Source organism: Exiguobacterium sp. H66, assembly GCF_018618705.1.
Classification (GTDB): Bacteria; Bacillota; Bacilli; order Exiguobacteriales; family Exiguobacteriaceae; genus Exiguobacterium_A; species Exiguobacterium_A oxidotolerans.
Window position 1 is genome coordinate 369031 of the sequence record NZ_JACSMQ010000003.1, and the last position, 24866, is coordinate 393896.

Consider the following 24866-nt stretch of genomic DNA (forward strand, 5'->3'; position numbering starts at 1 on the left):
GATGCGGATTTTTATTACAGGTGCCAGTGGTGCCATCGGTCTAGCGACAGCGAGACGCCTGGCAGCAGCCGGACATGAACTTGTCTTGCATACACATCAACGCCGAACCGAGCTTGAGCAATTTGTGCAGGAGTTGCCTGTGACGACTGAAATCGTCGCAGGCGATTTGTCGAATCGGGAAAAGATTGCCTCTCTTTGTGAGGCTTTGCCACCAGTCGATGGTTTCGTCCATATCGCCGGGACGAGCTTTAGTGGATTGTTAATCGATCAATCGACGAACTCAATTGAATCGATGATGACCTTGCACGTCGAATCGCTCATTCGCATCAGTCAATTCTTGACACATAAGAAACCATTCTCCGCACCGTTGTCGATCGTTGTCGTCAGCAGTGTCTTAGGCGAGTTCGGCGTAGCCGGGGAAGTCGTTTATTCGAGCTGTAAGGCGGCACAACTTGGTTTCGTAAAAGCCTATAGCAAAGAACTAGGCGCAATGAACGGACGGATCAATGCTGTCACGCCTGGTTGGATTGATACGCCGATGAATGCTGTTTTTTCGAAGGAAGATCGCGAACAAGCCTTAGCGGAGATTCCGGCTGGTCGGTTCGGGACGGAAGAAGAAGTAGCCTCGGCTATCACATTTTTGATGGGGGAAGAGGCTGGATATATCTCGGGAGCCATTTTAAAAATTGATGGCGCGTGGATGTGATCGCTTGAGAATTGAACGAGGAATGCTTTTCATTTTTCAAAAAATCATTTAACATGAGGAATGGATAACCGTATAGACGAGGAGGGCTAGCGAGTGGATGAATTCGAACAGTGGTACCTTGAGTACGAATTGAATGTCGATCGTCCGGGGGTGCTTGGAGATATTGCCTCACTTATGGGGATGCTGCATATCTCGATTGTCACGATCAATGGTGTTGATCGTGAGCGCCGCGGCATGTTACTTCAAACGAAACAGCCTGATCAAATACCGCGACTCGCAGCCATCTTAAAGACGATGCCGACGATTGAAATCGTCAAACTCCGGAAGCCGAAGTTGCGTGACCGGATTGCGATTCGTCATGGTCGTTATATCGACCATAGTAGTGATGAATTAAAAACATTCCGTTTTGTTCGAGAAGACTTAGGGATTCTCGTCGATTTCATGGCTGAACTATGTAAGCAGGATGGGCATCTGCTGATTGGTGTCCGTGGCATGCCGCGGGTCGGGAAAACAGAATCAATCGTCGCAGCAAGTGTCAGTGCAAATAAGAAATGGTTGTTCTTATCGTCGACTTTAATCAAACAAACGGTCAGAACTTCGTTATTTGACGATGAACGGACGGGCGACTACGTCTACATCATCGATGCCCTTGTGTCCCAACGGCACTTCGATGAGCGTCATTGGCAAATTTTACGTGAAGTCATGCGTTTGCCAGCGACGAAAATCGTCGAACATCCGGATGCGTTCGTTAAGTCGAGTGAATACACGTGGGATGATTTCGATTACATCATTGAATTACGCAACACGACCGAAGAAATCATCGTGACCGAACCTCCACGTGCACTTGGCGGAAATGAATGGTTCAATTTTTAAATAAGTAATGAAAATGGAAGGTGTGTTACCGATGACCGAGCTCGGAACCTACTTAAAAGAACAACGTGAGACATTAGGTGTCTCGCTAGAACAAATTCAAAGCACGACTAAAATTCAAAAGCGCTATATCGTCGCGATTGAAGAAGGTGCCTACGATCAATTGCCCGGTGCTTTTTATGCACGTGCTTTCATCAAAACGTATGCCGAAGCACTCGGTCTGGACGTAGACGAAGTGTTTGAGACGTATAAACGAGACTTGCCGGAACCTGAAGCACAACCGGTCGTCGAGTTGTCACGACGCGCAACCTATTCGAAGTCGACGGCTCCGAAAAAGAGTGTTGCCAAACGGTGGATTCCAAACATCATTATCATCCTGTTAATCTTTGCGATTGGTGTCGCACTTTACTATGCGTTGCAAAATTTCCTCGATTCGAGTGATAAAGCCAATACGACAGCACCGAAACAGAGTGATGTGACGATTGATGAAGGAGACGCTCCGAGTAAGGAGACGGATGTTCTGGCAACGGAAGAGCCGAAAGAAGAACCAAAAGAAGAAGTGACAGAAGAACCGAAAGAGGAAGTCAAGAAGCCACTAGTGGCGAAAACGACCTCTGGGCAAGATATCACATATGAAGTACCGGCGGATAAAACGATGGATGTCTCGATCAGCATCAAAAAAGATGCATCGCCGTCACCGTTTGTCGGAGTACGTGATACATCGCTTGAAGGAGAGGCGCTCGCGCCAGACCATATCAATGCGTCCGATCCGAACCCGGTCGTCGTCAAAGATGCGAAAACAGATTTGATTCGGATTCGCATCGGTTCAATTAAAGGCATCGATAAAATCGTCGTCAATGATCAGGAGCTTAAACTTAACCGTTCGCTCCTCGTTCAAAATATTTACTTGAAGAAAGTAGCTACGCCGTAAGACGGCATAGCTACTGATCTTACATAAAAAGGAGGAGGATACCAGAATGAACTTGCCTAATCAATTGACGGTATTACGTGTCTTGTTAATTCCTGTCTTTGTCGCAGTACTCGCCATCGACCCAAACTGGGGTCAATGGGACGTTCTTGGTGCCGAACTTCCGGTTTCTCACTTTGTTGCGGCGATGATTTTTTCAGTTGCTGCCATCACGGACTGGTTGGATGGTTACTTGGCACGTAAAAATAAGTTAGTCACGAATTTCGGAAAGTTTATGGATCCACTCGCTGATAAGATGTTAGTCGCAGCTGCACTCGTTTACCTTGTAGAGCTCGATTTCGTTGCAGCTTGGGTCGTCGTCATCATTCTCTGCCGTGAGTTTGCCGTGACAGGGCTTCGTCTCGTCGCATCAGATGAAGGAATCGTCTTAGCAGCCGGAAACTCAGGCAAGGCGAAGACGTGGGTTCAACTGACGTCAATCATCGCTTTCTTGCTCCACGACATCGGATTCGCATTACTGAATATCCCGTTCGCTGAAATCACGATGTGGCTGGCGTTAATCTTAACGATTTACTCAGGCGTTGAGTATTTCTCGAAAAACATTAAATTAATTACGAAATCGATGTAACTTATCTCAAACAAGGCTGTTCGCTAAATCGGACAGTCTTTTTATATACTTTTGAAAGCGGGGAATAAAGATGAAAGCAGAAATCATAGCGGTCGGAAGTGAACTATTATTAGGGGAAATCGCCAATACGAATGCACAGTACCTCTCGGAATGGCTCGCGAGTTGCGGCATCGATGTCCATTATCATAGTGTCGTCGGCGATAATGAGGCGCGGATGACGGACGTCTTCAAACAGGCGCAAGCACGTACCGATCTCCTCGTCATCACGGGGGGACTTGGACCGACGGAAGATGATTTGACGAAAGAAGTGCTCGCTAAGCTGCTCGGACGTCGTCTTCAAGTTGACGAAGTCGCGTACAACCGTATTGAAGGTTTTTTGAAAACACGTGGTCGCATGATGACGGATAATGAAAAAAAACAGGCGCTGGTCATTGAAGGGGCGGATGTCCTTTCGAACGGTGCGGGTCTCGCGCCAGGGATGTCGCTGAAGACGGCTGATCACCAATATATCTTATTACCAGGTGTCCCGCGGGAAATGAAGCAAATCATCGCCGATCATTTTGATCATTTGTTTGGACAGGAGACCATCAAATCGAGAACACTTCGCTTTTTCGGAATCGGGGAATCGGCACTGAACGACCGATTGACCGATTTGATTCGTTCCTCCCAAAATCCATCGATCGCACCGTATGCGGAACTTGCTGAAGTACGGTTACGCTTGACGGCGAAAGCCGCGCAGGAACAAGTTGCCATCGAGATGCTTGACGGACTCGAACGACTTGTCCTTGCGGAGGTCGAGGAATACTTTTATGGCTATGGTGAAACGAGTTTACCGGAAGTCGTCTTACGGACTTGTGAAGAGGCAGGCGTTACGCTTGCGGCAGCGGAGTCTTTAACAGGAGGAGCCTTTGCGAGCGGTTTGACTGACATTGCGGGAGCAAGCAACAGCTTTCGTGGGGGTGCCGTCGTCTATGACGATGCAGCGAAGCGTAACCTGTTAAGCGTTAGCGAAACCTTGCTGCGCGAACAAACGGCCGTCAGCGCTGACGTCGCGATTGCGATGGCTGAAGGAGCGAGACGTCTCTATCAATCGAATCTTGCTATTGCGTTGACAGGGGAAGCGGGACCGACGAGTAATAGTGGAAAAGCAGTCGGAACGGTCTATTGCGCCCTAGCAACACCGGACGGAACGGAGGTCGTTGAATTTACCTACCCAGCATTCGACCGTGGTATGATTAGATTACGTTCTGTAAAAGATGCGTACTTCCTTCTGTTGAAATACCTTAAGAAAATTGCCGTTCAACCGAAATAAGAATAATTCCAAGTATGCGAATAAATGTTCGTAAAAAGCTTGTCATTCGGTCTCAAAAGAAGTACAATAATCTCAGTAAGATAAATAGAAGGAGGCCTGCTACGTGAGTGATCGTAAAGCAGCACTTGAAATGGCATTACGCCAGATAGAGAAGCAATTTGGTAAAGGTTCAATCATGAAACTAGGTGAAAATGCAGACCAGAAAGTATCTGTTATTTCTTCTGGATCAATCACATTAGATATAGCTCTCGGTGCAGGTGGATATCCACGTGGACGGGTAATCGAAGTATACGGTCCAGAATCTTCTGGTAAAACGACTGTTGCGCTCCACGCGATTGCAGCAGTACAAAAACAAGGCGGTCAGGCAGCGTTCATCGACGCAGAGCATGCGTTAGATCCAGCCTACGCAAATAAACTTGGTGTCGACATTGATGAGTTATTGTTATCACAACCGGATACAGGGGAACAGGCACTTGAAATCGCTGAAGCCCTCGTCCGTTCAGGTGCAGTAGACGTGCTCGTCGTCGACTCGGTTGCAGCGCTCGTACCAAAAGCTGAAATCGAAGGCGAAATGGGTGATTCCCACGTAGGTCTTCAAGCACGTTTGATGAGTCAGGCATTACGTAAGTTGTCTGGTGCAACAAACAAATCGAAGACGATTGTCATCTTCATCAACCAAATCCGTGAAAAAATCGGTGTCATGTTCGGGAACCCAGAAACGACTCCAGGTGGACGTGCCTTGAAATTCTACTCGTCTGTTCGACTTGAAGTTCGTCGTGCGGAAGCATTGAAGAATGGAACGGATATCGTCGGGAATAAAACAAAAATCAAAGTCGTTAAAAATAAAATTGCACCACCATTCAAACAAGCAGAAGTTGATATCATGTATGGTCTCGGGATTTCTAAAGTCGGTGAGTTAATCGACATCGGGACAGATCTCGATATCGTTCAAAAAAGTGGTGCATGGTACTCTTATAATTCAGAACGTCTCGGTCAAGGACGTGAAAACGCGAAACAATACATGGTCGAGCATCCTGAGGTCGCTGAGGAAGTCGAACGTTTGATTCGTGAACACCACGGTCTTGTTGAACGTGCACTTGATGCGGAAGTAGAAGAAGAAACAGAAGATCTATTCGCAGAATAATATAGAGGCGGTTCCTTCTTGAAGGTGAATCGAACAATCGATAACGTTTACTCGCTGGAGTGAACGTTATCTTTTTTTTTAGATTTTTCGTTGAAGTGACCTCGATTCAAGGTGTTTTTTGTTGAAAAGAGGAAAACAAAGGAATTCTTTCCCGCCCGTTCGTTGACAATGAACGAGTGCTATCCTTACAATATAGATGTACGTTTTTTAGACAGCTTCGATGAAAAACCGAAATGAACTAAGAAACACCTTGCAAAGGGGAGGTGAACCCATGGATACAATAACTTGGATTATCATACTTCTCCTCACTTTGCTCATCGCATTCATCGTAGGCTACTTCTTGCGGAAATCGATTGCTGAAGCAAAGATTCAAGGCGCGGAAACCGAAGCGACAAAAATCGTCGAACGGGCACAAGTGTCAGCGGAAGCAACGAAAAAAGAAGCATTACTCGAAGCGAAAGACGAAGCCTTTAAACTTCGCAATGAAGTAGAAAAAGAACTTCGTGAACGTCGTCAAGAGCTAACAAAACAAGAAGCCCGCTTGCTCCAAAAAGAAGAGACTCTCGATCGCCGTGTCGACTCAATCGACCGAAAGGAAGATCAAATCAACACACGAGACGCTGAGATCGCGAAGCGGAAGCAACAAGCTGAAGCGTTAGAACGCAAAGTTGAGGATCTGTATGAAGAAGGTCGCCAAGAGCTCGTACGTGTTGCGAATCTTTCGCAAGACGAAGCGCGCGCTATCATCATGGATGAGACAAAACAAGCTGCGCTGCATGATGCGGCAATGCTACAAAAAGAAATCGAACAAAAAGCAAAAGAAGAAGCCGACAAGAAAGCACGTAACATCTTGTCCCTCGCGATTCAACGGTTCGCCGCTGAACATATCGCTGAGACGACGGTATCTGTCGTCAACCTACCGAATGATGAGATGAAGGGTCGAATCATCGGTCGTGAAGGGCGTAACATTCGGACACTTGAAACATTAACGGGAATCGATTTAATCATCGATGATACACCGGAAGCTGTTATCTTGTCTGGATTTGATCCAATTCGTCGTGAAGTGGCGAAGATGGCGCTTGAAAAGCTTGTCCAAGACGGTCGAATTCATCCGGCACGGATTGAAGAGATGGTCGACAAATCACGTCGCGAAGTCGATGAGCGAATTCGCGAAATCGGAGAAGAAGCGACATATGATGTCGGGATTCATGGAATCCACCCGGATCTTGTCAAGATTCTCGGTCGCTTGAAATACCGGACGAGTTACGGACAAAACGTCTTGTTCCACTCACTTGAAGTCGCGCATCTTGCGGGAATGATGGCAGCGGAACTTGGCGAAGATGTCACGCTTGCGAAACGGGCAGGTCTCCTGCACGATATCGGAAAAGCGATTGACCATGAAGTGGAAGGAAGTCATGTTGAGATTGGTGTCGAGCTCGGTACGAAGTACAAAGAGCATCCGACAGTCATCAATGCGATTGCTTCTCACCATGGTGATACGGAAGCGACTTCGGTCATCTCCGTCCTTGTCGCGGCAGCAGACGCACTGTCAGCAGCACGTCCAGGTGCACGACAAGAAACGCTTGAAAGTTACATTCGACGCCTCGAACGTTTGGAAGAAATTTCAGAATCATTCGATGGTGTTGAAAAATCGTTTGCGATTCAAGCCGGTCGTGAAGTTCGGATTATCGTCCGTCCTGACGTTGTCGATGATGTCTTAGCACACAAGATGGCGAGTGATATCCGGAAGAAAATCGAAGAAGAACTCGATTATCCGGGTCATATCAAGGTCACGGTCATTCGGGAAACACGAGCAGTCGAATACGCAAAATAAGCAAAGTGGCGGGCGACCGCCACTTTTTTAATGTATTGGAGGAATTAGCATGAAGATTTTATTTATCGGAGACGTCGTTGGCGCACCAGGTCGACACATCTTACAACAATTTACGGCACGTCTGAAGTCGAAGTACAATCCAACTGTCATGCTCGTCAACGGTGAAAATGCAGCACACGGTCGTGGCATCACGAAATCGATTTATCACCAATTACTCGAACTTGGTTTCCACGGCGTCACGATGGGAAATCATACGTTTGACAATCGGGACATTTTCGACTGGATTGATGACGCTGACCGGATTGTCCGTCCAGCAAACTATCCGGAAGGAACACCAGGTCGTGGCATGATGGTCTTAAAGGTCGGGAATAAAAAGATTGCCGTCATCAACGTCCAAGGAACGGTCTTCTTACCAGCACTCGGAGATCCCTTCCGGACTGTTGACGCGTTGATTGCGGAAGTCGAAGGGGAAGTCGATGCGATTTTCGTTGACGTCCATGCGGAAGCAACGAGTGAAAAAATCGCGATGGGTTATCACCTCGACGGACGTGTTCAAGCCGTCGTCGGAACCCACACGCACGTCCAAACTGCCGACGAACGTGTGCTTGACGGTGGAACAGCTTACATCACGGATGTCGGCATGACAGGTCCACTGGACGGTGTCCTCGGGATGCGTAAAGATGATGTCTTACGAAAATTTAAGACACAGCTTCCAACTCGGTTTGAAGTTGCGGAAGGACGGGAACAATTAAATGGAGTCTTGATTCATATCGATGATGCGACGAAAAAAGCAACGAAGATTGAACGGATTCATTTGACGGATCAATCGATATTCTTTGATTAAGTGTCATTTTTGATTGGGAGGTACATTGCATGGACGCCCTGAAAGTATCAGCTAAATCGAATCCGAACGCCGTCGCAGGAGCGATTGCGGGCGTGCTTCGAGAGAAAGGTTCTGTCGAGATTCAGGCTATCGGTGCGGGTGCACTCAATCAATCCATTAAGGCGGTCGCGATTGCGCGAGGATTCGTTGCGCCGGCTGGCATGGATTTAATCTGTATCCCAGCCTTTACCGACATCATGATTGATGGCGAAGAACGGACTGCAATTAAACTCATCGTTGAACCACGCTAAGATCGTTCGGACATAGGTCCTAAATACACGTGATCATCTACTCGGCTAGAGTAGATGGTCTTTTTGTCGTGACGAAAATCAAAAAAACGAACGGATTTCCGGGGGAGGATTGTACAAGTATCTGTAAATCGGTATCATGAGGGAGGATAGTAAAGTAAGACGCTTCCATCATTTCAGGGGACAGAGAAGGAGCGAACGTCGATGTACAATCAATTGTCATGGAAAGTAGGCGGACAGCAGGGAGAGGGAATCGAATCGACAGGTGAGATTTTTGCGATTGCCCTCAACCGTCTTGGTTATTATTTATATGGATATCGTCACTTTTCTTCACGCATCAAAGGTGGACATACAAACAATAAGATTCGTGTGGCGACACATGAAGTTCGGACCGTCGCGGACGATCTCGATATTTTAGTGGCATTTGATCAAGAGACGATCGATGTCAATTTCCACGAGTTACGCCAGGGGGCAATCATCATTGCCGACGCAAAGTTCAAGCCGACGAATCCGGATGCTTCGCGTGCCGATCTCTATCCGATTGCGTTTACGGAAATTGCAGCGGGTCTTGGAACCGCACTGATGAAAAACATGGTCGCGATTGGTGCTTCAAGTGCGATTCTCGGAATTGATCCAGAACGGTTTGAAGCCGTCGTCGAACAAATTTTTGGTCGCAAAGGTCCGGAGATGGTCGCAAAGAACTTATCGGCGATTCGGGAAGGAGCAGCTGCTTTTGAAGAGATGGCACTCGATGCCGAGCGGTTCATCCTGGAACCGGCCGACGGGAAGCAACGCATGTTCATGATTGGCAACGATGCGATTGCCCTCGGTGCCGTGACAGGGGGAGCCCGCTTGATGGCCGCTTACCCGATTACACCATCGTCAGAAATCATGGAGTACTTAATCAAGAAATTACCACAGTTCGGGGGAACGGTCGTTCAGACAGAGGATGAACTGGCAGCTGTCACGATGGCGATTGGCGCGAACTATGCCGGTGTCCGTGCCTTGACGGCGTCAGCTGGACCAGGACTGTCGTTGATGGCGGAAGCCATCGGGTTATCCGGGATGACGGAAACACCACTCGTCATCATCGATACACAACGGGGAGGACCGTCAACGGGACTCCCGACGAAACAAGAACAATCGGACTTGATGGCGATGATTTACAGTACGCATGGCGAGATTCCGAAAGTCGTCCTTGCACCGTCGACGGTCGAAGAAGCGTTTTATGATGCGGCAGAAGCCTTTAATATCGCAGAAGAATACCAATGTCCGGTCATCCTTTTGACCGACTTGATGTTATCGCTCGGAAAACAATCGGTCGAACCGCTCGACTTAGAACGTGTCGAAATCCGACGCGGAAAATTACTGCAAGGCGACTTACCGGAACTTGCCGGGAAAGACTACTTCAAACGGTATGAAGTGACGGAAGACGGGATCAGCCCGCGTGTCGTCCCGGGAATGAAACACGGGATTCATCACGTGACGGGCGTCGAACATAACGAAGAAGGACGTCCCTCGGAAGCAACGAAGAACCGGGTCGATCAAATGACGAAACGTTTACGCAAACTCAATCAATTTCGTCTAGCAGACGCGGTCCTTGTGACGGAACAGCATCAGACACCAGACATCCTGTTCGTCGGCTTCAATTCGACGCGCGGGACGATTGAAGAAGTGATGCCACGTCTAGAGCATGCAGGGATGAAAGTCGATCACTTGCATATTCGTCAAATGCACCCGTTCCCGAGTGAACTCGTCCGTCCACATCTTGAGCGGGCGAAAAAAGTCGTCGTCGTCGAATACAATGCGACCGGTCAACTCGCGAAACTGATTCAGATGAACTGTGGGTTCGCAGACAAGATTGAACACATCTTGAAATTCAACGGTGATCCGTTCTATCCGGCAGAAGTCGTAGAACAGGTAGTAGCAGGAGGCGTTTTTAATGGCAACCTTTAAAGATTTTCGAAATGATGTCAAACCGAACTGGTGTCCGGGATGTGGTGACTTCTCAATTCAAGCAGCGATTCAACGTGCCGTCGCGAACGTCGGTCTTGAGCCGGAAGAACTGGCTTTGATTTCTGGAATCGGCTGTTCCGGTCGCATTTCTGGTTACATCAACACCTATGGGTTTCACGGTGTCCACGGCCGTTCGCTACCAATCGCCCAAGGCGTCAAGATGGCAAACCGTGAGTTGACGGTCATCGCGTCCGGTGGGGACGGCGACGGGTTTGCGATCGGGATGGGGCATACGGTTCATGCGTTCAAACGAAATGTCGACATGACGTACATCGTTATGGACAATCAAATCTACGGCTTGACGAAGGGGCAGACGTCGCCGACATCTGCTCCCGGATTCAAGACGAAGTCGACACCGAAAGGGTCGATTGAAAAAAGTATTTCGCCTGTCGAACTCGCATTGACGGCCGGCGCGACGTTCGTCGCCCAAAGTTTCTCGAACGACTTGAAAGGATTGACGCGGCTGATTGAACAGGCGACGGAACATAAAGGGTTTGCCTTCATCAACGTGTTCAGTCCTTGCGTGACGTTTAACAAGGTCAACACGTACGATTGGTTTAAACAAAATTTGACGAAACTGGACGAGATTGAGGGGTACGATGCAACAAATCTCGATACAGCGAAACGCGTCGTCCATGAGCACGACGGACTCGTCATGGGTCTGATTTATCAAGATGATTCGCGGCTGGACTATCAGTCACAAATCGATGGGTATGATGAGACGGGACTGACGTTTGCCGATCTTGAAATGAATCAAAAAACATTTAACCAACTCGCTGCGGAATTCATGTAAAATAGAGTCGAATGATGGTTTGGTTTTTGGGGATGCTAAACATTTGGTCATTACCGATTAGAGAAACAGGTAAGACCCATGAAGGAGTCGGGGAAATATGACAAAGTTAGTGACGATGGAAGAACAGACGACGCAAACAAAAACGATGCGGGCACTCGTCAAAGAAGAGCGTGGTTTTGGAGCGGTCTTGAAAGAAGTCGAGGTTCCTGTCCCGGGACGCGGTGAAGTATTGATTCGCGTTGAAGCGACTTCAATCTGCGGGACAGACGTCCACATTTACGAATGGGATGCCTGGGCCGCGTCTCGTGTCAATCCGCCATACGTGTTCGGACATGAGTTTTCGGGAGAAGTCGTCGAACTCGGCGAAGGGACAAAACGTCTGAAGCTTGGGGATCATGTTTCAGCTGAGACACACATCGTCTGTCATCAATGTAAACAGTGTTTACGGGGACAGTATCATATTTGTAAAAATACGAAAATCATCGGTGTCGATACGCAAGGCTGTTTTGCCGAGTACGTCGTCATGCCGGAAGAAAACCTCTGGGTCAACCCGGAAGAAATGCCGGCAAGCATCGCGTCGATTCAAGAACCGATGGGAAATGCCGTCCACACGGTACTTGCAAGCGACGTCAGTGCCAAGACGGTCGCCATCGTCGGCTGCGGTCCAATCGGTTTGATGGCCGTTTCGGTCGCGAAAGCAGCAGGGGCAGCGGAAGTCGTCGCGATTGATGTCAATCCGTATCGGTTAGAGCTTGCGAAGACGATGGGCGCAGATGTCGTTCTTGATTCACGCCATGATGATGTCATCGAACGGATCATGATGATGACGGACGGCGACGGAATCGATGTCGTCTGCGAGATGAGTGGTCATCCGGTCGCGATTAGTCAAGCCTTTGAAATGGTGACGGCAGGCGGAGATGTCAACATCTTAAGTCTGCCCGTCAAACCGGTTGAAATCGACTTGACGAACCATGTCGTCTTTAAAGGGGTCCGCGTCCAAGGAATCACGGGGCGGAAGATGTACGAGACATGGAGCCAAGTATCAGCCTTTCTTTCAAGCGGCAAGGTCGATGTCAAACCGTTAATCACACATACATTACCGCTCGAGCGATTTGAAGAAGGCTTCGAATTGATGCGCCAAGGGAAATGTGGCAAAGTTGTACTACAACCAAGGGGGACGAATTAATGGGTTTCGAACACTTACGGACAGAATTAGAGGAAATGAAAGCGGCGGGGACGTTCCGCAAGCTCGTACCACTCGAAAGTGCACAACACAATCGTGTGACGATTGATGGAAAAGAACTGATTCAACTATCTTCAAACAATTATCTCGGACTCGCAGCGCACCCGCGCCTCGCAAAACGGGCAGCGGATGCAGCGCTTGAATTCGGTGCTGGGACAGGATCGGTCCGGACGATTGCGGGAACACTCGAAATGCATGAAGCGTTCGAACAAGAACTCGCAACATTCAAACATACGGAAGCAGCACTCGTCTTCCAGTCAGGTTTTGCGACGAACCTCGGTGTCTTGTCGGCACTGCTCGGACCAGAGGATGTCGTCATTTCCGATGCCCTTAATCATGCTTCGATCATCGATGGGATTCGCTTGACGAAAGCGAAACGCCGCATTTACAAACACGTCGACTTAGCTGATCTTGAAGCAGCGCTCCAAGAGACGCAAGACGCACGGACACGACTCGTCGTCACGGACGGCGTCTTCTCAATGGACGGTAACATCGCACCACTTCCGGAAATCGTCGAACTCGCAGAAAAGTACGATGCGCTTGTCATGGTCGATGACGCGCATGCCTCAGGCGTTTTAGGAAAAAGTGGTCGCGGGACGGTCAACCACTTTGGGCTTGACGGTCGTGTCGCCCTCCAAGTCGGTACCTTGTCGAAAGCAATTGGTGTCCTTGGCGGGTATGTCGCGTGTGAACAGCATGTTAAAGATTACTTAATCCATAAAGGGCGCCCGTTCCTCTTCTCGACGTCACATCCGCCGGCAGTCGTCGAAGCAAATCGGGAAGCACTGCGGGTAATGGAAGAAGAGACGGAACTGTTCGATCGTCTTTGGGAAAACACAGAGTTCTTTAAACAAGGACTACGTGATCTTGGCTTTAACATCGGGACATCGACGACGCCAATCACACCGGTCATCGTCGGGGACGAAGCGCTTTGTCATAAGTTGTCCGATCAACTGCGTGCTCACGGCGTCTTCGCGCAAGGAATTGCCTTCCCGACCGTTGCCAAAGGGAAAGCACGTGTTCGGACAATCGTTACGGCAGAGCATACGCGGGACGACTTGGAGCAAGCAATCGAAGCCTTCAAACAAGTCGGACAAGAATTAAACTTGATTTAACAGGATAGAAAAACAGCCGATGATTGATTCGGCTGTTTTTTCGATTGTATGATAGGGAAAAGAGAACTTCAGAAAGGAAGTGCACGTGCTTTATGACGATTCAAAAAAAGCTGTTGCTGGCGTCTTTACTGATGCTGACGTTTTTGCTCGGTGGCTGCATTCGCATTCAGTATGATGCGACTGTCCATCTGGATCAAAGTGTCACCTTGAAGACGACGTATGCAGCAAAAGAACATCCGGTCGCACGATTATTGAACTTTAATCCGGACTGGGAGATGTATGCGAAGCAGGCTGAAAAAAACGGCTATGCAGCGTCGACCTTCAAAACGAAGGACGACTATGAAGGACTTCGTATGGAAAAAACCTTCGCGAATCTTGAAGATTTGGCCTCGATTAAAGAGGAATGGAAGACAGGTGTCGGGGGAATCTTGATTCCGCCCGATACGACGTATGATGTGGACAAGCATGAAGGTTTTTGGTTTAATACGTACCGTTTAAATACGAACATCGACTTAAGTATCGATCGCTTAAATATCAAGGGCTATCATCCTACAGGTCAAGTTAAAAAGTTAGCCGATCGTTACATCCGTCAAGCGGACATCGAGATTAAACTGCACGTCCCGGAAGTCGTCGCTTTGCAAAATGCGGAGAAAATCGACTGGGCGAACTACAATGACGTCTCGTGGAAATTATACGGGACGAAAGACAATCAATTGCAACTCGTGGCATACGTTCCGAATCCGACGGGCTGGATTATCACAGGGGTCGTCTTATTGATCGGACTCGGTCTCTTGACGTTTTGGATCATCCACCACGTGCGGAAATTACGCCGCAAGCAACTTCAGACAATCAGTATCTCGCTACTCGTTTGTCTGTTACTCGGAGGTGGTGCTTGGTTAATCTTTGCTGACGAGACGGCCAGTGCCCCGCCGCCGACAACGCAAATCGTGACGGAATCGAAGGGGGAGATTGTCCCGACGTTCATGGTACATGGCTTGTTCGGGACGGAACGGACTTTCTTACCGATGATTGAAAACTTTACGGAAAAAAAGTTAGCGGATGACGGAGGGCGATGTGATGTTGATCGGACCGGGAAGGTAACCTGTAAAGTCAAGGACTCATCGACCGGTTTCCCGCTCGTTCGTATCATTTTTGAAGACGATGAAGCAAGCCTTGCGCAGCAACAGACGTGGCTTGAAGCCGCGATCGCTCAGTATGACAAGCAACAAAAGGCGACGTTTACCGACATCCAACTTGTTGGTCACAGTATGGGCGGAGTCGACGTCGTCGAATATACGTTGAATGAAAATCTTCCGTATACGATTCGAAAAGTCGTCACGCTTGATGCACCGATTGGTGGATCAAATTATGCGACGCTCGGCTTGACGCTTGCTCCGTTCGGGACGAATACGAACAGTCCGGCGATTCAGGATTTAGCAGAGAACTCAAAGGCGATCGAGCGGTTGAAAGCGCGGCTCGAGACATGGCCGCGTGATGTCCTTGTTTACTCCTTCGGTGCCAAAGGAGGCGACTTCAATCTGATTCCGTTAGACAGTTCGTTCACGCTCGAAGATTATACGGACAACATCCAGACGAAGTCATATAAGTATGATCACTTCACGATTCACCGGCGCGAACCGGTCTTCCGCGAAGTACGCGATTTCTTATTTAAAGAAAATCTAGTCTTGGAAGAGGAGGACGATCAATGAAAAGCGTCGCGATTATTGGCGGAGGGATTGCCGGCGTGACAGCGGCGGCACTCCTCGCTCGAGAAGGGCATGACGTGACATTGCTTGAAGGAAGTCGCGAATGGGGGGGCTCCGCAGGCAAATTCACCCGGAAAGACTTGACGTACCCGGTCGGCGCGACACTCGGGATGGGCTTTCAACGAGGCGGCATTCATGACCGGGTTTTGCAACACTTGGGGTTAGATGTCGAAACGGAGTTACTTGATCTTGTGATGACGATTAAAATCGACGGGCACGATGTTGCCTATTACCGTGACCGTGCTCGATTCATCGGGGAACTACAGGATGTATTCCCACAACAGGCGCATCAAATCGGCGCATTTTTTGAAGAAATCGATAAGATTCAACGTCATGTCGCTCCTTTAATGGAGTCACTTCCGGCACTACCTGTACGAACTTTGTACGATGCACAGTTGATAATAAAAGAAGCGCAATCGAGCCTGCCTTTACTTCCGTACGTCACACAGACCGTCGGACAAGTGTTACGGCGCCATGGGTTGGAAGGATCGGTTTTCGCTCGGCTGGTGGACGGGATTTTATTAGACAGTATGCAGACCGGTCAGGAAGCGTCCGCGTTACTCGGTGCCGTTGCCTTATCGATTTATCACGACGGTGCGTACTATGTGCCGGGCGGTCTTTATCGAGTCGCAGAAATCCTGAAAGAATCGGCAGAACATGACGGGGCGACGATGTTACTTGGTCGTAAAATCACGTCGGTCAAGCAAACGGCAGATGGTTTTTTACTAGAAGATCGTCGCGGTCGTCTAATGCTAGCGGATGTCGTCATCGGCGCGCTCCCACTCGAAGCGATGCAGCGTCTCGTCAGTCCACCTCTTTTACGGACGCTTAAACGGACGTACGCAAGACAAAGGAAACTGGCGCAATGGGCCACATTCACGTATTATGCTGCCTTTCCGGAAAAACTGGTTACATCCGATAGTGCCTTTCGACAAATTCATGATGAACGGTTGCCGTCGGGTCATGCCTTTTTGTCATTATCACGTTCGGGTGATGTAAAACGGGCTCCGGAGGGCGTACGGACATTGACGATGTCCTGTCACGTCCCGATTGGTTACTTTGATGCTACGGACAACGTACATTACGGGCATCAGATTGAAAGAATGCAGGATGTATTCGAAACGATTGTCGAACAGGAGTTTCCCGGCTTTCGCGAGCAGGTAATCGAACGTCATCCTGGTGGACCGGGCGCCTGGGTGCGTTACACGTCACGACCGGACGGTGGCGTCGGCGGTTATCCGCAATTGCGTTCAACGAGTTTGTTCCGCGCGGCATCATTTCGGACCGGTGTCCCGAATCTCTATGTCATTGGCGATACCGTCTTTCCGGGGGCAGGGACAATCGGTGCGTCGACGTCAGCGATTCATGTTGCCCGACAGTTAGGTGTCAAGATTTGAATGACTTTGTGAAATCATGAAAGAAGCGGCCGAATGGTCGCTTTTTTTTCAGAACAGGATTATGATGAGGGAGAGACGGGAAGTAAGTAGTCATGACCATAAAAAGAGAGAAGGAGTGAATCGCGTGAATCCCTTTGAGGAAAAATGTCAACTCTTCATCCAGGAGCGTCGTCCGGAAGTCGGGCCAATTGTTTTTGCAACGGCACGAACGTTCATCAATGCCCGAGGACTGAGTGTCTATGAACGAATTTATCAAGGCAAGGAAGAGGTTCGGTTAGCATTTGTCGAACAAACGAACGGACAACAGCTTGTTTCTTTAATGGAGAACACATTCGGAAACGGATTAGTCTATTTCGTATCAACGGCAACGGCGACGTGGGACGGCAAAAAATTCGGAGAATACACGTTTTAATTACATAACGAGTCCCAGTCAGGTGAGGCTGGGGCTCTTTCTTGTCGAAACTTATCAGAATGGGGTAACGTATAATCAACTATACGCTCAATCAATCCCTTTCTACGAAAAGGAGGAAGTGTTTTGCAACACGAGGTGAACACACCAAAATCTTCGACACGACGCCTCGCGACCGTCTCGTTGATTTTTATGGCAGTCGGTTTTGTCGCGTCGCTACCGTTTAAAGAAAATGCTTGGATTTTTTGGCTTCAAAGTGGTTTTGAGGCCGGTCTCGTCGGTGGAATCGCCGATTGGTTCGCGATTACAGCCCTGTTCCGTCATCCGCTCGGTTTAAAGATTCCACATACGAACTTGCTGCCGAAAAATCGGGAACGGGTCATCGAATCGATTGTCCAGATGCTCGAAAAAGATTTATTGAACAAAGAAAGCATCGTCGAAAAGCTGCGCCACATGACGCTTGCAGATCGCTTCATCAAATTATTACGTTCACTTGTGTTAGTCCCGGCGTTTCGATCGACCGTGACGGAACTATTGATCGGGATTTTACGAAAGCTTCCACGGGCATCAATCATCAAGGCGGTCGATGAGCGAATCGTTGAAACGATTCGTGCTTACCCGGCGAAGAAATTAGCCGATCGCTTAATCGATTTGAACGATGAGCGCCGACTCGATGAGTTGGCGATTGATCAACTGCTCGGTTACGGACAAAAACTCTTGCAAGACCCCGTCATCCGCGATCAAATCGGACGACTTGCCTATCAGGCAATGATTGATCAAGAAAAAAATACCTTCTTACGGGTGACAGCGAAGACGGTCCAAAAAGTCTATTCGGAGGAACGCCTCAGCCTTGTCATCCAAAGTGTCCTCTTGAGTGTGATTCAAGACATGAAACACGTCCATCATCCAAATCGGTTGGCGATCATCGATCACATCCGTCGGAATTTGGCACAGCTCGCACAAGATGATGTCCGATTAGGAAAAATCGATGCGTGGAAGATGCAAGAAATCGAACGGATTGATTTAGAGCCGATCCTCGATCGTGCCTACACGTCAGGCATCGCAGAGCTAGAGACGTACTTTATATCAGATGCATTTTGGGAACAACGGGCACTGCCTTTAATGAACCAGGCGCTTGATGAGTGGGAACACCATCCGACGTTCAAAGACGAGAGCGACCGCTGGATGAAAGACCAACTCGTCCGGTTCGTCGACCAAAATCATGCGCGGATCGGCGGACTCGTCCGTGAGAACTTGAACCGGTTCGATACGGAAACGTTGATTCATATGATTGAGGACAAAGTCGGAAACGACTTACAATGGATTCGGGTCAACGGAGCGATTTGTGGATTTTTCATCGGTTTAATTTTAGGTGGAGTCAAACTATTTTTTGCGTAAAAGGAGACTTCTGATGTGGCAACAAGAAGTAACATTGACGTCTGATTATGATTTTGAGGGCGTCCGGACCCGCCTGTTGAATGATTCGCTACAGCAACAATCGGCAGATGCCTTACGGATTCCAATTCGTATCGACGAAATGCCGTGGATTGGTCAAATCCGGGCGGACGATCGTCGAACGATCGTGTTGGCGGGGGATGGACCAAAACAACCGATGGTCGACGCGATGCGCCGGCGGTTTCGTTTAGATGAATCGAACCCGGCCCTTGAATTAAAGCGGACGACGCTGGCACCGATTGTTGAAACGTTTGGTGCGGAACGGCTTGTGCTCGATGTTGATCCGTTTACAGCATTGATTCGCTGCATCATCCATCAGCAAATCAACCTGTCGTTTGCACGCGTCTTGACAGACCGGGTCTTTCGGACATTCGGGACGACAATCGACGGCGTTGTTTTTCCACCGACGCAAGCTGAACTTGCGGGTGCTTCGGAAGAACAACTTCGGGCGCTGCAGCTGTCGGGTCGTAAAGTCGATTATTTGTTACGGGCGGCGACCGCCGATCTCGATTTTGAACAACTCCGGCAGGCGGAAGATGCGGTCATCGCAGAACAATTGATTGCCTTAAAAGGCGTCGGTCCCTGGACGGTCCAAAATGTGTTGATGTTCGGCTATGGGCGGAGAGATTTATTTCCGGCGTCCGATATCGGAATCTTGCGGGCATTCGAACGCTTGAATGGCGTTCGTCCGACTGTCAATGAAGCGATTGTTCTCGCTGAACAATTTGCCCCGTACCGCAGTCACGCTGCTTACTTATTGTGGCGTTCGATTGAATAAGGAACTATTCTTGTCACCCTCTAGTGAGAACGGTATAATGAATGCGACAGAACGAGTCATCGTTCGCAGAAACGACGAGTAGCGGTCTGACCGCTCGACATAGAGGGGACGAATGTGTATGTATACAGATGAACAAATCATCGAAAAAGCAAATGAAATCGCGAAAATGATTTCTGAAACGTCAGAAGTCGAACGGTTTAAAGCGGCAGAGGCCAACATCAATGGCAACGAAAAAGTCCAAAAGATGATGAAACAAATCAAGTTCCTCCAAAAAGAGGCAGTCAACTGCCAGCACTACGGAAAAACAGAGGCACTCGCGCGTGTTGAAGCAAAACTGGATAAATTATTTGCTGAGCTCGATGAGATGCCGGTCGTCCAACAGTTCCAAGAGTCGCAAGAAGAAGTCAACGGCTTACTTCAGTACATCACGGTGACAATCTCGAACGGGATTACGGATCAAATCATCGAAGCAACGGATGGTGATGTCTTAGCTGGGAAAACGGGCAGTGGGATGGAAGCTGAAAACAAAAGCGGCGGTTGCGGCTATTAATCAATGAAACGAATGGGGAAGCCGACGGAAATCCGTCGGCTTTTTCTACGAATGAGGTGGAAAGATGGAAGCAGTACACAACACACCAATGATGAAACAATATTTTTCAATTAAGGCGGATTATCCGGATGCCTTTTTATTTTATCGACTCGGTGATTTTTATGAATTGTTTTTTGATGATGCCAAACAAGTGGCCCATGAACTGGAGCTGACGTTGACGGCGAAGAACGGGAAGAATGCTGAACATCCGATTCCGATGTGCGGCGTGCCGCATCATGCGGCGAACGGGTATATCGAACAATTGATTGAACGGGGATATAAAGTCGCTCTGTGTGATCAAGTCGAAGATCCGAAGCTGACGAAAGGACTCGTCAAGCGGGAAGTTATTCAAGTCATCACGCCGGGTACGTTAATGTCGTCCTTAACGGAAAAGGAAAACCGTTACCTCGTCGCAATCGCTGAACAGGAAGGACGGTTCGGAATTGCCCGTGGGGACGTCTCGACAGGCGAGAGTGCTTTGACGAGTGTTACTTCGCTCGACGCCGTCATCAAGGAACTGAGTATCATCTTGCCCCGGGAAATCGTCGTGACGAATCCGGAGCACACAGCAGCATTACAGTCGTTACGGATTCCGTTGACGGAAAGCACGCGCCGTGAAAGCCATCCACACGGTGACCGGGCGATCGACGCGGCACAAGCGGATGCGTTCGCTGTCCTCTATGCCTATATGCATGATACGCAAAAACGTGCCTTGTCGCACTTACAACCGGCGCTTGTCTACGAAGCGACGGACTTTATGCAGCTCGAGCCGAATACGGTCAAAAACCTTGAACTCGTCCGCTCTGCACGAACAGGCGACAAAAAGGGTTCGTTGCTTGGATTACTCGACATCACGGGAACAGCGATGGGCGGCCGGATGCTTAAGCGTTGGCTTGAAAAACCGCTCTTGTCGGAACAGACGATTACGGAGCGGCTCGACGCGGTCGAAGAACTGCTTGGACACTACTTTGAGCGGCACCAGTTGAAGGATACGTTAAGAGAAGTCTATGACCTCGAACGACTCGTCGCAAAAGTCGGCTACGGCACAGCTTCTGCCCGGGATCTCGTCCAACTGAAAACGACGTTACGATTGATTCCACGGATACAGGCAGCGCTCGAAGAACTGCTCAGCCAGCGTCTCGGGCAATTAGCGATTGGACTTGATCCGCATGACGAGTTAACGACGTTGCTTGATGCGGCATTCGTCGAAGTCCCACCGATTTCAACGAAGGACGGTGGGATGATCCGGACCGGCTTTAACGCCGAGCTCGATGAATTGCTGACGGCTTCAAAAGACGGGAAGACGTGGCTTGCGACACTCGAAGCGAGTGAACGGCAGGCGACGGGCATTAAAACGTTAAAAATCGGCTACAACCGTGTGTTTGGGTATTACATCGAAGTATCACGTGCCAACGCCAAGTTGCTCCCAGAAGGACGGTATGAACGAAAACAGACGCTTGCGAACGCTGAGCGTTACATCACGCCGGAATTGAAAGAAAAAGAAGCCTTGATTCTCGGAGCGGAAGAAAAAAGTATCACGATGGAATATGAACTCTTCTGTGGTGTCCGTGACCAAGTCAAAACACACATTGAGAGCTTGCAACGGGTCAGCCGCCGGATTGCGGAACTCGATGTCCTCGTCGCGCTCGCGGAAATCGCCGAAACACATGATTACGTTCGTCCGGTGACGACGAACGGTCGAAGCGTAGCGATTGAAGACGGCCGTCATCCGGTCATCGAAACAGTCTTACCACGTGGTGAATACGTCGCAAACGGGATTGCATTAGACGAAGCGCGTGAAATGTTATTGATTACGGGACCGAACATGTCCGGTAAATCAACCTACATGCGTCAGTTCGCCTTGATTGCCTTACTCCACCAGATCGGTTCGTTCGTCCCGGCGTCACGGGCGGAACTTCCCGTCTTCGATCAAATCTTCACCCGGATCGGGGCAGCGGATGATTTAGTCAGTGGACAATCGACGTTCATGGTCGAGATGGTCGAGACACAAGAGGCATTGGCACGAGCGACGGATCGGTCACTTATCTTGCTGGATGAAATTGGTCGGGGTACGTCAACGTATGACGGAATGGCCCTCGCCCAAGCGATTGTCGAGCACATTGCCGAGTCGGTCGGCGCAAAAACGCTTTTCTCGACCCACTACCATGAGTTGACGGTGCTCGAGGAAACGATTGCGAAGCTTGCGAACGTCCATGTTCGGGCCGTCGAACAAAACGGACGCGTCGTATTCCTGCATGAAGTCCGGGACGGGAAAGCTGATCAATCCTACGGGATTCATGTCGCCCGTCTCGCAGATTTACCGGAAACCTTGATTTCGCGGGCAGAAGTGCTATTGTCTGAGTTCGAACAAGCTGATCAAAGCGTCAAACCACCGGTCGACGTCACACCGCCAGTACTCGAGGCACCAATCGATCAGCTGAGCTTGTTCGCGGAACCGGCCCCTGTCAAGGAAACGATTGCGACGCTTGATTTGATTAACATGACACCGCTCGATGCACTCAATACGTTGTATCGGTTGCAAGCAGAAGCCAGAAAGTGAGGAGATAAGGGATGGGCATCATTCGTGAATTATCGGATTCGTTAGCAAACCGGATCGCGGCGGGAGAGGTCGTCGAGCGACCGGCTTCCGTCGTCAAGGAGCTCGTCGAAAATGCACTCGATGCCGGAGCGACACAAGTCGATGTCGAACTTGAAGAAGCAGGGATGAAACGGATGACGATTCGCGATAACGGACACGGGTTTTATCCGGAAGATGCGGAACTCGCTTTCGTTCGTCACGCGACGAGTAAGATTAAGGATGAACACGATTTGTTCCGGATCAAGACACTTGGTTTTCGGGGTGAGGCATTGGCCTCGATTGCGTCCGTCAGTAAAGTCACGCTGAAGACGAAACGAGCCGATCAAGAAGGGGTCCAATTGATTCTCGAATACGGAAAATTACTCGAGCGTTCGGCTAGCGCGATGAACCGCGGAACAGAACTGACCGTCGAACACTTATTCTTCAATACACCAGCCCGCCTGAAGTATTTGAAGACGACACATACGGAGCTTGCGGCAATCACCGATGTCTTGAACCGGATGGCGTTCGCCCACCCGGAGGTCAAGTTCCGTGCCGTCCATGAAGGGAAAGTGTTGATTCAGACGAATGGTTCCGGTGACGTCCGTCAAGCTTTAGCGAGCGTCTACGGGCATCAGACGATTCAAGGGACACTTGTTGCGACAGCATCGAATGCGGATTATCAATTGACGTGTCATCTCGTTAAACCCGAAGTCACACGGGCGTCGAAAAACTACATCACCTTGATTTTAAATGGGCGGTCGGTCAAAAACTTTGCCTTGTCGCAAGCTGTCCTGAATGGTTATCATACGCTGCTGCCGATCGGTCGTTTTCCGATTGCCGTCATCGAGGTGACGATGGACCCGCTATTGATTGATGTCAACGTTCATCCGGCAAAACGGGAGGTCCGTTTGTCGAAGGAAGCGGAGCTATGTCAATTGATTCAAGAGACGATTCGAATGACACTCAGTCGCGAGACGTTGATTCCGCAAGTGACGAAACCAAAACCTAAAAAAGACCCGAGTGCTCAGGAACGACTCGACTTCTCGTACAGCGTCGCGCCAATCGAAGAAACGTCGTCGCGTGCAGTCTGGAACTATCCGATTCCAAAACGCGAAGCGGTTCATGAGACAGAAGGACGACAATCTGACCAAGCAGTCAGTTTCGAAGGGGAGCAACGGGAAGAAGAAGGAGAGAACGTTCGACAACCGGAGGACACTCGACCGAAGTTTCCCCATCTCGATGTCATCGGTCAACTGCACTCGTCCTATATCGTCTGTTCCGGCGAGGACGGGATGTATTTGATTGATCAACATGCTGCCCAGGAGCGCATCAAGTATGAAACGTACAAAGTGATGTTTGGTCGTCCGCTCGAACAACAACAGCAACTGTTATTGCCGTACACGTTCGAAGTTTCATCTGACGACATGAAGCGGATGGAAGAAGCATTACCGTTACTGCTGGAAGTCGGAATTGAGCTGGAGGCGTTTGGACCGCAAAGCTTTATCGTCCGTGAAGTGCCGACCTGGTTTCCAGCGCACCGGCAGGAAGAGACGATTCAAGAACTGATGGATGAAGCGTTGGTAAAACAAAAAGTCGACATCGAACAGTACCGGGAAGATGCGGCGATCATGATGGCCTGCAAAAAATCCATCAAAGCCAATCATCCGTTGAATGAAGAGATGATGCGACGGTTAATCGTCGACCTGTCACAAACCGAGATGCCGTTCACGTGTCCACACGGCCGACCGGTCATCATCGAATGGACGACATATGAACTGGAGAAATTGTTTAAACGCGTGATGTGAGAAGAGTATTTACCTCTCGCAAACGAAAAGAATCTTCCTGAAAAAACGCCGATGATTCCGTATGAAAAACGGGATTATCGGCGTTTCGTGTGTCATGGTCTATCCCGTCAAATATCGACTGTCTAAGCATAGTCTTAGGCAAAAACAGCTTCTTTTTTTCGTTGCTTGCCTCGGGCGAGGCGCAAGCCGTTGCTCCTTGACCCTAACGGACAACGAGCAGGGTCTTGCCTGCCTCTGAATGAACTGCTCCCCGTCAAGTAGACAGGTCAAATAATATAAATTTTTTAAACGGCTTGAGCCCTGAATTCCAGCGGACTTAAGCCGTTTAATCGTTTTTGATACCGCAGCTCATTATAAAATCGAATG

At 49.3% G+C, this 24866-nt stretch carries 21 protein-coding genes; all 21 read left to right on the forward strand.

All coding sequences use genetic code 11. The features are described from left to right. Window position 1 precedes the first annotated feature (1 nt). The 21 genes from ymfI to mutL all read left to right on the forward strand — a co-directional run bounded on the left by ymfI (window position 2) and on the right by mutL (window position 24500). The gene (gene ymfI / locus KNP88_RS07860; protein WP_214845351.1) at window positions 2-706 is read left to right on the forward strand and encodes an elongation factor P 5-aminopentanone reductase; all 705 of its coding nucleotides are present in this window, start codon (window positions 2-4) and stop codon (window positions 704-706) included. Window positions 707-799: 93 nt separating this feature from the next. Next, entirely contained in the window at window positions 800-1579 is a 780-nt protein-coding gene (locus KNP88_RS07865; RefSeq protein ID WP_214845353.1) for a DUF3388 domain-containing protein, read from the forward strand. Between the two features lie 31 nt (window positions 1580-1610). Then, complete coding sequence (locus tag KNP88_RS07870) at window positions 1611-2507, forward strand: helix-turn-helix domain-containing protein (RefSeq protein WP_214893128.1); 897 nt, start codon at window positions 1611-1613, stop codon at window positions 2505-2507. A 46-nt stretch (window positions 2508-2553) separates the two neighbouring features. Further along, window positions 2554-3132 carry a CDP-diacylglycerol--glycerol-3-phosphate 3-phosphatidyltransferase gene (gene pgsA / locus KNP88_RS07875; RefSeq protein WP_088836705.1) on the forward strand — a complete coding sequence of 193 codons (579 nt, stop codon included), beginning with the start codon at window positions 2554-2556 and terminating at the stop codon, window positions 3130-3132. A 70-nt stretch (window positions 3133-3202) separates the two neighbouring features. Then, window positions 3203-4444 carry a competence/damage-inducible protein A gene (locus tag KNP88_RS07880; protein ID WP_214893129.1) on the forward strand — a complete coding sequence of 414 codons (1242 nt, stop codon included), beginning with the start codon at window positions 3203-3205 and terminating at the stop codon, window positions 4442-4444. 103 nt (window positions 4445-4547) lie between these two features. Further along, window positions 4548-5588, forward strand: coding sequence for a recombinase RecA (gene recA, locus KNP88_RS07885; protein WP_029333186.1), 1041 nt, complete (start codon window positions 4548-4550; stop codon window positions 5586-5588). 271 nt (window positions 5589-5859) lie between these two features. Continuing rightward, entirely contained in the window at window positions 5860-7422 is a 1563-nt protein-coding gene (gene rny / locus KNP88_RS07890; protein WP_029333187.1) for a ribonuclease Y, read from the forward strand. A 49-nt stretch (window positions 7423-7471) separates the two neighbouring features. Beyond that, window positions 7472-8266: a TIGR00282 family metallophosphoesterase gene (locus tag KNP88_RS07895; RefSeq protein WP_088836707.1), complete on the forward strand. Its 795-nt coding sequence runs from the start codon at window positions 7472-7474 to the stop codon at window positions 8264-8266. A gap of 29 nt (window positions 8267-8295) precedes the next feature. Continuing rightward, window positions 8296-8556 carry a stage V sporulation protein S gene (locus KNP88_RS07900; protein ID WP_029333189.1) on the forward strand — a complete coding sequence of 87 codons (261 nt, stop codon included), beginning with the start codon at window positions 8296-8298 and terminating at the stop codon, window positions 8554-8556. A gap of 201 nt (window positions 8557-8757) precedes the next feature. Then, window positions 8758-10509, forward strand: a complete 1752-nt coding sequence (locus KNP88_RS07905) for a 2-oxoacid:acceptor oxidoreductase subunit alpha (RefSeq protein ID WP_088836708.1) — start codon at window positions 8758-8760, stop codon at window positions 10507-10509. Next, window positions 10496-11362: a 2-oxoacid:ferredoxin oxidoreductase subunit beta gene (locus KNP88_RS07910; RefSeq protein WP_214801088.1), complete on the forward strand. Its 867-nt coding sequence runs from the start codon at window positions 10496-10498 to the stop codon at window positions 11360-11362. Before KNP88_RS07905 ends, KNP88_RS07910 begins: the two co-directional genes overlap by 14 nt. Before the next feature lie 97 nt (window positions 11363-11459). Next, on the forward strand, window positions 11460-12548 hold the full coding sequence (gene tdh, locus KNP88_RS07915; RefSeq protein ID WP_214771647.1) for an L-threonine 3-dehydrogenase: 1089 nt from the start codon (window positions 11460-11462) through the stop codon (window positions 12546-12548). Continuing rightward, window positions 12548-13720, forward strand: a complete 1173-nt coding sequence (locus KNP88_RS07920; RefSeq protein WP_088836711.1) for a glycine C-acetyltransferase — start codon at window positions 12548-12550, stop codon at window positions 13718-13720. Before tdh ends, KNP88_RS07920 begins: the two co-directional genes overlap by 1 nt. 92 nt (window positions 13721-13812) lie before the next feature. Beyond that, window positions 13813-15429 carry an alpha/beta hydrolase gene (locus tag KNP88_RS07925; protein WP_214893130.1) on the forward strand — a complete coding sequence of 539 codons (1617 nt, stop codon included), beginning with the start codon at window positions 13813-13815 and terminating at the stop codon, window positions 15427-15429. Beyond that, entirely contained in the window at window positions 15426-16883 is a 1458-nt protein-coding gene (locus KNP88_RS07930; protein ID WP_214893131.1) for a phytoene desaturase family protein, read from the forward strand. The genes KNP88_RS07925 and KNP88_RS07930 overlap by 4 nt, the downstream gene beginning before the upstream one ends. A 124-nt stretch (window positions 16884-17007) precedes the next feature. Further along, window positions 17008-17295 (forward strand): hypothetical protein, encoded by a 288-nt coding sequence (locus tag KNP88_RS07935; protein WP_029333199.1) that lies wholly within the window; start codon window positions 17008-17010, stop codon window positions 17293-17295. 123 nt (window positions 17296-17418) lie between these two features. Continuing rightward, on the forward strand, window positions 17419-18690 hold the full coding sequence (locus KNP88_RS07940; RefSeq protein ID WP_214893132.1) for a DUF445 domain-containing protein: 1272 nt from the start codon (window positions 17419-17421) through the stop codon (window positions 18688-18690). A 13-nt stretch (window positions 18691-18703) separates the two neighbouring features. Further along, window positions 18704-19525: a DNA-3-methyladenine glycosylase family protein gene (locus tag KNP88_RS07945; RefSeq protein ID WP_214893134.1), complete on the forward strand. Its 822-nt coding sequence runs from the start codon at window positions 18704-18706 to the stop codon at window positions 19523-19525. Between the two features lie 112 nt (window positions 19526-19637). Then, window positions 19638-20075 carry a YlbF/YmcA family competence regulator gene (locus KNP88_RS07950; protein ID WP_029333202.1) on the forward strand — a complete coding sequence of 146 codons (438 nt, stop codon included), beginning with the start codon at window positions 19638-19640 and terminating at the stop codon, window positions 20073-20075. 64 nt (window positions 20076-20139) lie between these two features. Beyond that, window positions 20140-22674: a DNA mismatch repair protein MutS gene (mutS, locus tag KNP88_RS07955; protein ID WP_214893135.1), complete on the forward strand. Its 2535-nt coding sequence runs from the start codon at window positions 20140-20142 to the stop codon at window positions 22672-22674. 11 nt (window positions 22675-22685) lie between these two features. Continuing rightward, window positions 22686-24500, forward strand: a complete 1815-nt coding sequence (mutL, locus tag KNP88_RS07960; RefSeq protein WP_214893136.1) for a DNA mismatch repair endonuclease MutL — start codon at window positions 22686-22688, stop codon at window positions 24498-24500. Window positions 24501-24866 lie beyond the last annotated feature (366 nt).

Excerpts from the sequence above, each read along its gene's own strand:
- KNP88_RS07905 (WP_088836708.1), top strand. The coding sequence starts at position 8,758 with ATGTACAATCAATTGTCATGGAAAGTAGGCGGACAGCAGGGAGAGGGA.
- ymfI (WP_214845351.1), top strand. The coding sequence starts at position 2 with ATGCGGATTTTTATTACAGGTGCCAGTGGTGCCATCGGTCTAGCGACA.
- KNP88_RS07950 (WP_029333202.1), top strand. The coding sequence starts at position 19,638 with ATGTGTATGTATACAGATGAACAAATCATCGAAAAAGCAAATGAAATC.
- KNP88_RS07925 (WP_214893130.1), top strand. The coding sequence starts at position 13,813 with ATGACGATTCAAAAAAAGCTGTTGCTGGCGTCTTTACTGATGCTGACG.
- pgsA (WP_088836705.1), top strand. The coding sequence starts at position 2,554 with ATGAACTTGCCTAATCAATTGACGGTATTACGTGTCTTGTTAATTCCT.
- tdh (WP_214771647.1), top strand. The coding sequence starts at position 11,460 with ATGACAAAGTTAGTGACGATGGAAGAACAGACGACGCAAACAAAAACG.
- KNP88_RS07880 (WP_214893129.1), top strand. The coding sequence starts at position 3,203 with ATGAAAGCAGAAATCATAGCGGTCGGAAGTGAACTATTATTAGGGGAA.
- KNP88_RS07945 (WP_214893134.1), top strand. The coding sequence starts at position 18,704 with ATGTGGCAACAAGAAGTAACATTGACGTCTGATTATGATTTTGAGGGC.
- KNP88_RS07930 (WP_214893131.1), top strand. The coding sequence starts at position 15,426 with ATGAAAAGCGTCGCGATTATTGGCGGAGGGATTGCCGGCGTGACAGCG.
- rny (WP_029333187.1), top strand. The coding sequence starts at position 5,860 with ATGGATACAATAACTTGGATTATCATACTTCTCCTCACTTTGCTCATC.
- mutL (WP_214893136.1), top strand. The coding sequence starts at position 22,686 with ATGGGCATCATTCGTGAATTATCGGATTCGTTAGCAAACCGGATCGCG.
- KNP88_RS07910 (WP_214801088.1), top strand. The coding sequence starts at position 10,496 with ATGGCAACCTTTAAAGATTTTCGAAATGATGTCAAACCGAACTGGTGT.
- mutS (WP_214893135.1), top strand. The coding sequence starts at position 20,140 with ATGGAAGCAGTACACAACACACCAATGATGAAACAATATTTTTCAATT.
- KNP88_RS07870 (WP_214893128.1), top strand. The coding sequence starts at position 1,611 with ATGACCGAGCTCGGAACCTACTTAAAAGAACAACGTGAGACATTAGGT.
- KNP88_RS07920 (WP_088836711.1), top strand. The coding sequence starts at position 12,548 with ATGGGTTTCGAACACTTACGGACAGAATTAGAGGAAATGAAAGCGGCG.
- KNP88_RS07900 (WP_029333189.1), top strand. The coding sequence starts at position 8,296 with ATGGACGCCCTGAAAGTATCAGCTAAATCGAATCCGAACGCCGTCGCA.
- KNP88_RS07895 (WP_088836707.1), top strand. The coding sequence starts at position 7,472 with ATGAAGATTTTATTTATCGGAGACGTCGTTGGCGCACCAGGTCGACAC.